We start from the raw sequence: 12,532 nt of genomic DNA on the forward strand, positions 1-12,532 counted from the left end.
GCAATATTTTAATAACAATCCCAATTAAAAAGTACTTTACTAAAATCTTTGTTTTTCAAATCCTCTTCAGAGATAAAGAAATTCCCGACACCGGAATCCCCCCATACAATCTTTTCGTCGGCACTGTCTATTTGCAGCAGCAATATATCTGCATCTTGATAATCTCCATAGGCGCGCGGGTCTTCCTGCGTAAAGAAGGGATAGCCGCCAAGCTTATGGCCTGTCCCGTTAAATAGCTGGAAGAATGCTTCCTCTAGCTTTTCATCATGGTTTATTTCATCGAATATAGCTGCATACATTTCATCACTGCGATAATCGCCTCCTGTGAGAGCTTCCAAGTCTGTCTCAAAAGTTAATCCCATTTCCTGCTCGACAGGGAAAAACAGCTCATCATCTGGCATTTTTACAAAAGAAAAGTCTTGGATTAATTGGGATTCATCCTGAATTACTTTTTCATGATAGATTACTCGAAACCCAGATTGATTTTGTCCATCATCAAAATCTACTCCCAGCAAATCATCATTGCCATCAATATAAAATTGCAAAATCCCTTTATGGGGAAAATGCGGTAAATGAACAGGAACGTTTTCAAAATTAATTTGCGCCAATAGTTTTAGAGGAATTCCCTCTTCATTTTTAGGGTATTCCATAGAAGCAGGGAAGTAAGGGTCACCTGCAAATTTGCTTTCGAATAATGAAGTTTTACGCTCCGTAGTAGAAACCTTTACAATTGGTATCAGTGTGTCTTGAATGAGAGAGCGGTATTGCTCGAATGCTTCAGGTAATTGTAATGATGTTTTGTCTGGCATAATAAACCTCCTGAAATTCAGTTTATTCTGTATAGTAGTTACTATAGCAAATCAGGATAATCAAAGAAAATATGAGAGCAAATAATTCATATATTGAAGGTACTCAGGGTTGTAGTAGAGAAACTTGTTGATGAGCGAAATATATTACTGGGGATTTCAGTGATTAGAGTAGAATATATTGACATATTTTTAGAGAGATTATAGATCATTTTAAAAGGTAACTGCAATTATCATGCATATCCAAAAAGAAGTTAACCGTCCTGTATCTTCCGAATATCAGGAAAGCTAACTTCGTAAATCAGATATTTTTTCTTTAATCAGCCGTCTACTACATTATAAACAGTATGTATGTCACTTTATTTGTAATACACAAAATTATCGTTAAGCATTTACCGATATATATAGCATAGTGAATTTTATCGGGATCTCTCCCAAATCGTTCTTCATTTTAGAGACAAATTAGAGCAGGGAAAGTAATTCCTAATTTATTAATGTAAGAAATCCTCGCCCAAAATGATATACTTACTACCTTTTTAACCCATCCAGAACAGTAGAGGTGAATTTATTCATTTCCTCCACGATATCAAATTGTTCTCCGAAAATAATCCAATCATAGATGGTGCCTCGCATACACCTCGTAATTAATACAGATACTTCTTCCGTCGTTAATCCTTCCTTAAATTCTTTATTCTTAATTCCTTCCTGAACAAAAGAGTTAATTACTTGATAAAGATTCCTGTTTGGGTCAGATAAATAATGATTTTTGTTAATGGTTAGCGACATTGCATTCATGTATACAGTTCTGATTAAATCTTTCCCTAACTCGTCACGTAAATAAATCATTTGGGCTTCAAAAAATATAAGAATTTTTTCACTTGCTTTAATGTCATTTGATATTCCTTTCTGAAATTCCGAATAGAAATTATCAATATCTTTAAATTTTTCATTGAAAATATCATATTTACTATTGAAATGCACATAAAAAGCCCCTTTAGATACATTACAGGTTTTTACAATTTCATCCACCGTTACATTATCAAACCCTTTTTTATCAAAAAGTTCTAGCCCAGTTTCCAAGAGTGCTTTTTTGGTCTCTAGGGCTTTTAGCTTTCTTGCTGTTATATGTGTCATAATATAGCCCCCTTTCATTTAGAATAGCATAATATTTTTGAAATGTAGAATCAATATTTTGAAAAGTCTTGACTATTTTTAATTTTACATTTATTATGTTGTTAATACATTTCGGTGACCGCGGTATTTGACTTTAGTATGTGAAATATAAATATAGAAGAAGATATGGAGGTTTAACAATTATCAAACAGTAAAATGACAGCGTTTCCATTCATGAAAATTATTTGAAGGAGGGGTTTGATGGACACAAAGAAAGTTGGTTTTATTGGGTTAGGGAATATGGGTTTTCCAATGGCAAGCAATTTACTAAAAGCGGGTTATACCGTTTATGGAGTAGATGTAAACAAAATGAATGAAAAGAGGTTCGCTGAAATTGGTGGAAATATTGGATTCACATCCGCCACACTGCCAAGTGAAGTAAATCTTATATTTACTAGCTTGCCGACGCCACCCATTGTAGAGAGTGTTTATTTAGGTAACGAGGGTCTTGTAGAGAATGGAAAAACATCATTAACATTGGTTGACTTAAGCACAGTTTCTCCAGAATTAAATAAAACGATTGCAAAAGCTGCCTTACAAAACGGGACTCAATACTTAGGCGCACCAGTAAGTGGAAGTGTAACTGGCGCAGAAGCAGCCAGCTTAAGTGTGATGGTTGGAGGTAACAAAGAAACATATGATTTCGCATTACCATACCTAAAAGCAATCGGCAAAAACATCTTTCATGTAGGAGAAGACCATGGAGTGGGAACTGTTGTTAAATTAATTAATAATTTAATGGCTGGTATCCATACACAGGCTGTTGCAGAAGCTCTATCTATCGCAGATGCAGCAGGGTTAGATCATAATATCGTTTATGAAATCGTAAATGTAAGCTCAGGACAAAGTGATGTATTTAGACGAAACTATAAAAATTTTATAGCTAAAGATGAGTATTATAAAGGAGCATTCACTACGGAACTATTATTAAAAGATTTAAGACTGGCAAATTATGTTTCCAATTCATTTGAAACAAAATTGCCTTTAGGTGAAGCGTTAGTAGACTACTTTGAATCTAATATAAAAGGTTACGAAGATAAAGATATGTCGACAGCATATCTCATGTTAACAGAACAAAAGGTTGAACCTGCTAAGTAGTTTTTAATAATTAATAACATACTATTGATTTTATGAAATAATACTAAATGGGAGGAATTGATGATATGGCTACGGTAACGTTAGATACAGTAACACATTATATCAATGGAGAGAAAGTGAAAGGACAGAATGATAAGTTTGGTTATGTATACACCCCGTCAACTGGTCAGAAAATAGCTGCTGTTCCTTATGCTTCCGATGAAGAAGTAGATGAGACGATACAATTAGCCAAAAAGGCTGCGGCAAAATGGGCAAAAGTTTCTGTGGGTAAAAGAGTTGAAGTTCTTTTTAAGTTCCGTCAATTATTAGTTGAAAATACAGAGGAATTAGCACAGTTAATAGGGAAAGAAAACGGAAAAACAATTTCTGATGCAAAAGGAGAGATAAGCAGGGGGATAGAGTCAGTTGACCTGGCAATTGGAGCGCCGCAAATACTTAAAGGGGAATATTCTGTTAATGTTGGCGGGGAAATAAATGCTTATTCCATGAAACAGCCGCTTGGCGTTGTAACATGTATTTCTCCTTTTAATTTCCCAGTTATGGTACCGCTTGCAATGAGCGTGATGGCGGTAGCAGTAGGAAATGCAATGATATTAAAACCATCCGAAAAAGTTCCATACTCTGCTATATTACTCTCGGAGCTATGGGAAAAGGCTGGTTTACCTGCTGGTGTTTGGAATGTTGTAAATGGGGATAAAAATACGGTCAATGCCATTATTACACATCAAGATATTCAGGCGATAAGCTTTGTAGGGTCTACAAAAGTAGCTGAATTTATTTATGAAACAGGTACGAAGCACCATAAACGTGTCAATGCTTTTGGCGGTGGGAAAAACCATATGGTTATTATGCCAGATGCCGATATTGATAAAGCAGTCGATTCCTTTCTAGGTGCTGCTTACGGTTCAGCATCGCAACGCTGTATGGCCATATCCGTAGCGATGCCAGTAGGGCGAAAGACGGCAGAAGTATTTACAGGGAAGCTAAAAGAAAAAGTGGAGAAGCTGAAAGCTGGATCTTATGATGATGAGACAGCTGACTTTGGTGCAGTAATAAGCGCCGAAGCAAAACAAAGCATTTTAAGTGCTATTGATGAAGCAGTAAAAGAAGGAGCTAATATTGTTGTAGATGGAAGGAACCCTGATGTGGAGAACAAGGAAGGATTTTATCTCGATGCTACGTTATTAGATAATGTTACTTCTGATATGAATATATACAAAGAAGAAGTATTTGGTCCGGTACGTACAATCACTGCAGTCGATTCAATTGATGAAGCCATACAGTTAATCAATAATCATCAATATGGTAATGGTGTGACCGTATTCACCAATAGTGGCCGTGATGCTCGTGAATTTACTCAAGAAATTGAAGTGGGAATGGTTGGCGTAAATGTACCGATTCCAATTCCTGTAGGTTATCATAATTTTGGAGGGTGGAAAGATTCACGATTTGGGGAAGGGCAAATGTTTGGTCCAGATACTGCTCGATTCTTCACTAAAACTAAAACGGTCTCCGAAAGATGGTTTGACCAATCCGCCTCGGATGAAACTAATTTTGATTTTCCTAGCAGTTAATTGAAGGGGCCATTAAAACTGGCCCCTAATCTTTTTAACAAGAAAGCACAGAGTCTCTAATCTGTATTAAGTTTCCTGACAGATAGATTAGTACTTTCATCAACTTTATACGAACAGTAAAATGTAAACCCTTACAAAAGGATGGGGATCAAATGGTAGGGATATTATTAGGCTTAGTCTTGTTAATTGTTCTAGCCTATCGCGGGTGGTCAATTATCTGGATTGCACCGATTTGTGCTGGAGTTGTGGCGGTATTTGGTGGGCTGGATTTGCTTGATGCATATACAAATACATATATGCAAGGGTTTGTCGACTTTACGAAGAATTGGTTTCCTGTGTTTATGTTAGGTGCAATCTTCGGTAAGTTAATGGAATTTAGTGGCATGGCCCAGTCGGTGGCGGAAGGTATAATTAAAGTTTTTGGTGAAAAGCAAGCAATTATTGGTGTAATTATGGCTTCAGCAGTTTTGGCATATGGTGGTATTAGTGTGTTCGTTGTTGTGTTTGCTGTCTATCCACTTGCGGTAAGTATGTTTAGGCAAGCAGATATTCCTAGAAAGCTGATGCCAGCTACAATTATAACTGGGATGATGACATTTGCTATGACGGCACTTCCCGGGACGCCGCAAATTCAGAATTTGATTCCAACTGCTTATTTTAATACAACAGCGGCAGCTGCACCTGTTATGGGACTTGCTGCTTCATTAGTTATGGGCGGAGTCGCTTATTTCTATTTAAAGAAAAGAGAAAAGAATTTAAAAAAGGCTGGCTACGGATTCCATGAATTAGAAAAAGATTCTGAAGCAAAAGGAAAGTTAATTGATAAACCGCCACACATTCTTTTGTCTTTACTGCCTCTAGTGTCAGTAATCATTACGCTTAATATTTTATATTGGGATATTGTTGTTTGTTTATTAGTTGGTATCTTATTAATTATTTTATTCTCATTAAACCAAATTAAAGGTCTGATTCCTTCATTAAATCAAGGAGCTACGGATTCGGTAATGGCGATGATTAATACTTCAGCAGCGGTTGGGTTTGGAACGGTGGTAGGAGTAGTGCCGGGATTCCAAAAATTAAGTGATTATATCTTGGGGATTGAGGCAAATCCGCTTATTTCAATGGCTGTTGCATCCAATTTGATGTCTGGAGCGACTGGTTCAGCTTCTGGAGGCTTAGGTATTACGATGGAAGCTTTAGGTCAAAAATATAATGAAATCGCTGCGACATCTGGTATTGCACCAGAAGCATTTCACCGTATCGCATCCATCGCTTCAGGCGGTTTAGATGCGCTGCCACACAATGGAGCGGTAATAACGATATTGATTGTAACAGGACTAACACATAAAGAGTCATACAAAGATATTGCAGTAGTAGCAATTGTTTTCCCGATATTAGCGCTTATACCAGCTATTTTATTAGCAAGTGTGGGTATTTATTAATGTTTATAAATAGCTCAGCCTGATGAAGAATAGTACTTGACTTTCAAGTAATTAATTCCGAATCCTGCATTTTGAACTATGGGTAATCACTACTCTACCCATAATTCAAAATGCAGGATAAGTTTTTATCATCTTTCTTTATGAGCAAAGGCTGCTATGAGAGGGGACTTTAATTTCGCATTTTTGATATAAAGAAAATGGCAGCAATATATACCTATTCAAACCGAACCCCCTCAGAAATCTCCTCCACCTTATCCCATTGCAAAATTCGTATTTCATCCTTCTCTCGTTCTGCAATTTCTTGATCCGTCCATTGTTTCAAAATCCGGTTGATATGCCTTTTCGTGGTTCCAATTAAAGCAGCAGTTTCTTCCATATTATTTGTTAAAAGATAGGACGCTCTCGAATCTGAATCAGAAGCAATTGTACACAAAAAAGCAGCCAATCGGACATTTGTAGGGGATAGGGCATTTACTCTGGATGAAATAGTGCATGTCCGAAGTTTATAGGCCAGCTCTTTTAATAATATTTGCATAAAGACTGCATCATACTTTAACTCTTTTTCATATATCCATTTCGGAACAAAGACAAATGTACATGGTTCTGCGGCGATGCAATTTGATTGAATCAGACCGCCTTCCAGAATTTCAATATCTCCCATAACAGCAGGGGGCTGGCAATAACGGAGCAGCAGTTCCTTACCCGTGATTTCTTGACTGGAAACAAAGTATCTTCCGTTTATTAAAAAATAAAATCCGTCGATTTCTTCTCCGGCGGTTAATATGTATTCTTGTGATTTATACGTTCGAATGCGGATTTCCTTTCCCAGGTTATTTGAAATGGAATAATTGTAAATGACGGTAAATTGGTTTAATTCCATGTTATTTCCTCCTCGGGACATCTGTCCTTTCGTAATTTTTTATCCATAGTATACTTGAAAAAGAGGTGATTCACATGAATTTTGTTTTTGATATAGACGGAACGGTTTGCTTTGATGGGGAAACAATTGATTCGTCCATTATACAAGCGCTGGAGGAAATAAAGGCAGCAGGGCATCAAGTGATTTTCGCATCGGCAAGGCCAATCCGTGATTTATTGCCGGTCTTGCCGAAATCTTTGCAGCAAGAAAAACTGGTTGGAGGAAATGGAGCATATACTTCAAACGGGGAGAAGATGGATGTTATCCATTTTCAAGATAGTCTGCTTACAAAACTGATTACTTTGGTAGAAGCTCATCAGGTAACTTATTTAGCAGATAGTGACTGGGATTATGCATTTACTGGAGAGGAAACACATCCTATTTATAAAAATATTAATCAGGCTTCCGCACAGAATCGGGAGTTAAGAAGCCTGTCTAAGCTGTGCAAGCTAGTTTTGTTTCAGCCGCCGCAACGTGTGATAGATGAGCTCGCCGACTTGCCTGTAAATATAACCTATTATAAAGGGGAAAATGCGATAGATATCAGCCCGCTTGGAATTAATAAAGTAAGAGGGTTACATAGCTTGCAGGTTCAGGAGTTTATTGCATTTGGAAATGACAGTAATGATCAATGCTTGTTCGAAAATGCTTTGTACAGTGTTTGTGTTGGTGAACATGAAGTGGAACAATATGCATCTATATCGGTAGAGAAGGAAAAGGTAGCAGCAATGATAACCAAAGCATTGCATATGTATGGGAATCAAGAAATGCAAGGAGTATATAGTTAACTAAGTCTCTGAATAAAGGGAGATGTGTAAATGCAAAATGAAAAGTTTTCTATTTTTTTAACCATTGTAAAACAGCTTAATCAGAAAGAAATTACTCCTCTATTAATGGGGTCTGTAGGTTTAGAAATATTTACAGGGGAAAACTGGGAGGCGCAGGACCTGGATATACACGTTCCCGGTGATAAAAGAGGATGGGAGATTCCGCCAGAACAAGCTATCTATGATTGGGACGACATTATGAAGGCCATGCTATCTCTGGGATACAGCTTTGTTGATCTGCATGAGCATGAATTTGAAAAGGATGGGCTGGCTGTTGGGTTCGGTATTATGGACACATTGCCGGACTTTGCGGGGATATCGCTTGAGGAATTAGAACTCCATCAGCAAGGAGATGCGACGTATTATCTTTTAACATCTGAGCAATATTTGAAAGTGTATGAGGCTTCCTTTAAGGACAGCTATCGTGCGAACAAAAATAACCAGAAAGATAAAAAGAAAATAGCTTATCTGCGTGACTTGATTTGAAGAGGATTGCTGTTTCTATTAAAATATAGCTCTATCCCTAACTATATTCTAGGGCCACAAAAAATAATCCCTCGTATGCTTTAGCGGGCGTTTGAGGGATTATTCAATAACTCAGCGCTACTCATTATGATGAAGTAGTCTATTGTAAAAACCGTTCGGTGTACCAGCACCGGACGTATATTCATTTATATTTTAAGAATACGCTATAAATATAAAAATGGAAAGATTAGGAGATGTGTATCTTTAAACACTTTTACATACATTTATGAACGTTCTGTTCATAATAGCCCTTCCTCTTCCTATAAAGTTAACTATATTGTGTCAGTTATCATGTGAATATAGGAAAAAGCATCGCCGTCCCGTATAATACAAGACAAGAAATCCTATTTGGAGCGTGAATTTCATGAAGAAAAAAATAATCCTGGTCTTGTTTGGATTGTTGGTTTTATTAACTGCCTGCAGTGGAGAAGAGGATAACCCCGAAGAAAATACACTGGACGAAACCGGGGATATCAAGGAATTAGTCCATCATTATAGTACAGAAGAAATTGTTGACGAGAATGCATCGATTACTTCCGAGCAGCTGATTGTAACAAATGATGAGGGAGAGGAGGAAGCAGTATATGATTTGCCGGAGGATGAATTTTTTGTTTCGATAGCTCCCTTTGAACAGCAGACGCATCCTTGTGAAATTCATAGTTTAACAGGGTGTCAGGGAGAAATGGTTCAGGAAGAATTCGAGGTTTATATTGAAAACGCAGCGGGCGATGTGGTTATAGATGAACCCATGCAGACAGAAGAAAATGGCTTTATTGATCTATGGCTTCCTCGAGATGAAACCTATACGGTGGAAATCAAACAGGATGGAAAAGAAGTAACATCAGAAATCAGTACATTTCAGGATGATTTCACCTGTATCACAACGATGCAATTAATATAAGTTATTGAGATGAAGGCTGTCTGGAGTATCCAGGCAGCCTGTTTTGATGCCAAGGCAAAATGAGTTTGCAGGTTATTCTACTTTATTTTTTGTTTTTAAATAATGTTTTTGACAATAGCTGATGACAAAGCTGCGAAATGCGCTGGTTGCCGGGGATAGATAATCGTTTTTTCTGGCAGCCATATAGATAAACCGGTGATAAACAGGTTTTTTTATGTTAATGACTTTAACCGGAAAATGAGAAAGCGCCCCAATATTCGGAATCACGGCAATTCCATAATTGGCTGCGACCAGCCCGGCCATGGCATTATCTTCTTCCACTTCACAAATAATTTCAGGAGTTAAATTTACTTTATGAAATAATTCATCAACGATGGGACGCAGCCCGCTGTTTTGGTTGAAATAAACATAGGGATAGCTGGCTGTCTCCTCTAAATCAATACTTTCTCTGCCTGCTAAAGGATGATTTTCTGCAACAATTAATACAAGCTCCTGCTCTGCAACGGGTGTAAATTCAATGTCAGGCTCATTGTATTTCATCGAACAGAAGGCAATATCGTACATATTTTCTTTTAGATTTTGAATTATATTTTTGGTGGTTCCCTGATAAAAAGAAAAAGAGATATTTTTATAGGCACCTTGTTCCGAGAAGTTCTTAATCAATTCTGGAATGAAATAAGGCCCCAGCGTATAAATAAACGCCAGATCAATGACTCCATGAGACGGACTTGTCAGTTCACGCAGCTTTTTTTCTCCTCTTTCCAGTTCAGCCAGTGACCTTTCTACATATTCAAGAAAAAAATGACCGTATTTTGTTAAACGAATATTTCTGCCTTGCTTTTCAAATAAATAGACACCAAGATACTTTTCCAGCTCTGTAATGGCGTAACTTAATGTCGGCTGAGAAATGGAAAGCTTATTCGCTGTGTTGGTAAGGTGTTCACTGTGCGCCAGTTCTCTGAAATAGTGAAGCTGTTTCAAATTCATTTTCATTCCTCCATTCGTTTCGGAGCGTTCTATATATTTATTATGCTATGATTCATAGATAAAATCTATTGATTTGTCGAAAAAACCTATTAGATTTATGAATTAGTATCTAATATAATAAAGGTGTAAAGGAAATCAAGGAACAAAAGGCAAGGTAAAAAATTTTTAAAACAACTTGTGAAATATTTCACAAAATAATAAAATGGAGGTATTATAATGAGTGTATATGAACATATTTTTCAACCGTTAACTGTCAGAAGGATGACGATACCGAACCGAATCATTATGCCGCCGATGGGAACAAATTTCGCCGAAGTAGACGGATCGATGAACGACGAGCATATAACGTATTATGAGCAGAGAGCAAAGGGAGGGACTGGATTAATTATAGTCGAAAATGCTTGTGTATCTTTTCCAATGGGATCGAACGGAACAACACAGCTTCGTATTGACCATGACCAATTTATTCCCAGGTTATATAAATTAACAGAAAAGCTGCATAAACACGGGACACAAGCAGCTATTCAAATCAATCATGCAGGAGCATCTGCTGTGCCGGAAAGAATTGGACATCAGCCGGTATCTGCTTCCAATGTTCCTTCGAAAGCGGGAGGGGCTGTTCCAAGACCGTTGGAAAAAGAAGAAATCCTTGAAATTGTTGAAGACTATGGTAAATCAGCTAAACGTGTGGTTGCTGCCGGATTTGATGCAATTGAAATCCATGCCGGACATTCCTATCTTCTGAATCAATTCTTATCACCAATCTATAATAAACGGACCGATGAATTTGGAGGAAGCTATGAAAATAGAGCACGATTCCCGCGGATGGTCATCGACCGTATTCGTCAGGAGGTCGGTCCGCATTTTCCAATCAGTCTCCGGGTAAGTGCCGATGAATTTGTAGAGGGCGGCAATACATTAGAAGATATCCTGCATATCCTGGAATATTTAGATGATGAAGTAGATATCTTTAACGTATCAGCTGCAGTAAATGATACCATCCAATATCAAATCGACGAAATGAATTTAGCGGATGGCTGGCGTTCTTATATGGCAAAAGCAGTGCGGGAAAAATTCCATAAAACGACGATTACAACAGGAAATGTCCGTCAGCCGCTGACAGCAGAAAAAATTCTGGCAGAAGGCGATGCAGATTTAATTGGAATGGGACGCGGCTTGATTGCAGATCCGAACTGGGTCAATAAAGTAAGAGATAGCCAGGAAGATATGCTTCGAAAATGTATTTCATGTAATATCGGCTGTGCCGGTCATCGTATCGCTCTGAACCGTCCAATAAGATGTACGGTGAACTCGGATTTATTTGGCGGCGATGCGTATAAGGATAGAAAAGTGAAGAAGGACGTAACGGTTGTTGTGATTGGCGGCGGAACAACGGGGCTGGAAGCAGCATGTACAGCAGCGGAAGTGGGATGTAAGACATTTCTTATCGAAGAAAAAGCAGAACTAGGCGGTTTAGCCAGAGAGATTTCGAAGCTTCCTGATAAGAAGCGGATTTTAGATTTTCCTGTATATCTGGAAAAAAGAGCAGAGCAATTAGATAATTTGACAATTTTAACAAATTCAAGAGCAACCATTGCGTTAGTGGAAAGCCTAAACCCCGATATTATTGTTAATGCTACAGGGTCTAAGCCGTTGTTGCCGCCGATTGAAGGTCTCCATGATCGTATTGATAAGGAAAACAGCAGTATTTATTCTATTGCTAAACTGCTTCAGCAGATTGATGAATTTGAAGCACAGCATTTAGAAGGAAAGAAAATCGCTGTAGTTGGCGGCGGTGCTGTCGGTCTGGATGTGGTGGAATTCTTCAGCAAACGAGGCAGCGATGTCAGCATGATAGAAATGATGCCGGCAGTTGGCGCAGGCTTAGACCATATTACAAAAATTTCAATGATGACCATGCTGAAGGATTATGAGGTCGATGTTCGAACCGAAACAGCTTTGACGAAAGTAGAAGATAATTCTTTCCAAATCAAACATCAAGACGAAGAAGAACAAATGGCATTTGATTATGGATTTATCTGTCTGGGAATGCGTCCTGAAAATAAAGAAGTTCCAGAATTACAGCAATATTTCCAGGCAAATCATGTGGAAGTCGTAAATATCGGAGACAGCTGGGGCGCCAGAAAAATTATGGACGGCACACGTGAAGGAAGAAATATTCTTACAACATTAGAGAAAATAGGTGCCTTTGAAGAACCAGAGAAGAAAGAAGCGATTCCTTTTTAAAGGATTCCTAATTATTCATCCCAAGGAGGAGAA

General features: G+C 37.9%; 11 protein-coding genes. 7 read left to right on the forward strand and 4 right to left on the reverse strand.

Going from position 1 to position 12,532, the window contains the following annotated elements:
* Positions 1 to 8: 8 nt before the first annotated feature.
* Complete coding sequence (locus tag ACZSMY_RS13075) at positions 9 to 809, reverse strand: YwqG family protein (RefSeq protein ID WP_465147866.1); 801 nt, start codon at positions 807 to 809, stop codon at positions 9 to 11.
* 525 nt (positions 810 to 1,334) lie between these two features.
* Positions 1,335 to 1,940: a TetR/AcrR family transcriptional regulator gene (locus ACZSMY_RS13080; protein ID WP_042531286.1), complete on the reverse strand. Its 606-nt coding sequence runs from the start codon at positions 1,938 to 1,940 to the stop codon at positions 1,335 to 1,337.
* 240 nt (positions 1,941 to 2,180) lie between these two features.
* On the opposite strand from ACZSMY_RS13080, the gene ACZSMY_RS13085 reads away from it, so the two are divergent.
* From ACZSMY_RS13085 to ACZSMY_RS13095, 3 genes are all read left to right on the forward strand, one after another.
* Positions 2,181 to 3,077: an NAD(P)-dependent oxidoreductase gene (locus ACZSMY_RS13085; protein WP_465147867.1), complete on the forward strand. Its 897-nt coding sequence runs from the start codon at positions 2,181 to 2,183 to the stop codon at positions 3,075 to 3,077.
* A 65-nt stretch (positions 3,078 to 3,142) separates the two neighbouring features.
* Positions 3,143 to 4,651 carry a CoA-acylating methylmalonate-semialdehyde dehydrogenase gene (locus tag ACZSMY_RS13090; protein ID WP_289584685.1) on the forward strand — a complete coding sequence of 503 codons (1,509 nt, stop codon included), beginning with the start codon at positions 3,143 to 3,145 and terminating at the stop codon, positions 4,649 to 4,651.
* A gap of 152 nt (positions 4,652 to 4,803) precedes the next feature.
* The gene (locus ACZSMY_RS13095) at positions 4,804 to 6,093 is read left to right on the forward strand and encodes a GntP family permease (RefSeq protein WP_042531291.1); all 1,290 of its coding nucleotides are present in this window, start codon (positions 4,804 to 4,806) and stop codon (positions 6,091 to 6,093) included.
* 214 nt (positions 6,094 to 6,307) lie between these two features.
* Here the strand turns inward: ACZSMY_RS13095 and ACZSMY_RS13100 are convergent, their stop codons facing one another.
* Positions 6,308 to 6,973 carry a Crp/Fnr family transcriptional regulator gene (locus ACZSMY_RS13100; RefSeq protein WP_193062601.1) on the reverse strand — a complete coding sequence of 222 codons (666 nt, stop codon included), beginning with the start codon at positions 6,971 to 6,973 and terminating at the stop codon, positions 6,308 to 6,310.
* A 74-nt stretch (positions 6,974 to 7,047) separates the two neighbouring features.
* Here ACZSMY_RS13100 and ACZSMY_RS13105 point away from each other — a divergent pair, with 74 nt between their 5' ends.
* The 3 genes from ACZSMY_RS13105 (at position 7,048) to ACZSMY_RS13115 (ending at position 9,265) form a co-directional block, all read left to right on the forward strand.
* Entirely contained in the window at positions 7,048 to 7,800 is a 753-nt protein-coding gene (locus ACZSMY_RS13105) for an HAD-IIB family hydrolase (protein ID WP_042531295.1), read from the forward strand.
* A gap of 30 nt (positions 7,801 to 7,830) precedes the next feature.
* Entirely contained in the window at positions 7,831 to 8,325 is a 495-nt protein-coding gene (locus ACZSMY_RS13110) for a phosphoribosylanthranilate isomerase (protein ID WP_465147868.1), read from the forward strand.
* A gap of 403 nt (positions 8,326 to 8,728) precedes the next feature.
* Positions 8,729 to 9,265 carry a CueP family metal-binding protein gene (locus ACZSMY_RS13115; RefSeq protein ID WP_042531297.1) on the forward strand — a complete coding sequence of 179 codons (537 nt, stop codon included), beginning with the start codon at positions 8,729 to 8,731 and terminating at the stop codon, positions 9,263 to 9,265.
* Between the two features lie 72 nt (positions 9,266 to 9,337).
* Here ACZSMY_RS13115 and ACZSMY_RS13120 read toward each other — a convergent pair whose 3' ends face one another.
* On the reverse strand, positions 9,338 to 10,252 hold the full coding sequence (locus ACZSMY_RS13120; protein ID WP_042531299.1) for a LysR family transcriptional regulator: 915 nt from the start codon (positions 10,250 to 10,252) through the stop codon (positions 9,338 to 9,340).
* Positions 10,253 to 10,468: 216 nt separating this feature from the next.
* On the opposite strand from ACZSMY_RS13120, the gene ACZSMY_RS13125 reads away from it, so the two are divergent.
* On the forward strand, positions 10,469 to 12,499 hold the full coding sequence (locus tag ACZSMY_RS13125) for an oxidoreductase (protein ID WP_465147869.1): 2,031 nt from the start codon (positions 10,469 to 10,471) through the stop codon (positions 12,497 to 12,499).
* Positions 12,500 to 12,532: the final 33 nt, after the last annotated feature.

The organism is Oceanobacillus sp. B139/18 (assembly GCF_055524595.1).

Coding starts and splice junctions, on each gene's coding strand:
- ACZSMY_RS13075 (WP_465147866.1), bottom strand. CDS start 809: ATGCCAGACAAAACATCATTACAATTACCTGAAGCATTCGAGCAATAC.
- ACZSMY_RS13080 (WP_042531286.1), bottom strand. CDS start 1,940: ATGACACATATAACAGCAAGAAAGCTAAAAGCCCTAGAGACCAAAAAA.
- ACZSMY_RS13085 (WP_465147867.1), top strand. CDS start 2,181: ATGGACACAAAGAAAGTTGGTTTTATTGGGTTAGGGAATATGGGTTTT.
- ACZSMY_RS13090 (WP_289584685.1), top strand. CDS start 3,143: ATGGCTACGGTAACGTTAGATACAGTAACACATTATATCAATGGAGAG.
- ACZSMY_RS13095 (WP_042531291.1), top strand. CDS start 4,804: ATGGTAGGGATATTATTAGGCTTAGTCTTGTTAATTGTTCTAGCCTAT.
- ACZSMY_RS13100 (WP_193062601.1), bottom strand. CDS start 6,973: ATGGAATTAAACCAATTTACCGTCATTTACAATTATTCCATTTCAAAT.
- ACZSMY_RS13105 (WP_042531295.1), top strand. CDS start 7,048: ATGAATTTTGTTTTTGATATAGACGGAACGGTTTGCTTTGATGGGGAA.
- ACZSMY_RS13110 (WP_465147868.1), top strand. CDS start 7,831: ATGCAAAATGAAAAGTTTTCTATTTTTTTAACCATTGTAAAACAGCTT.
- ACZSMY_RS13115 (WP_042531297.1), top strand. CDS start 8,729: ATGAAGAAAAAAATAATCCTGGTCTTGTTTGGATTGTTGGTTTTATTA.
- ACZSMY_RS13120 (WP_042531299.1), bottom strand. CDS start 10,252: ATGAATTTGAAACAGCTTCACTATTTCAGAGAACTGGCGCACAGTGAA.
- ACZSMY_RS13125 (WP_465147869.1), top strand. CDS start 10,469: ATGAGTGTATATGAACATATTTTTCAACCGTTAACTGTCAGAAGGATG.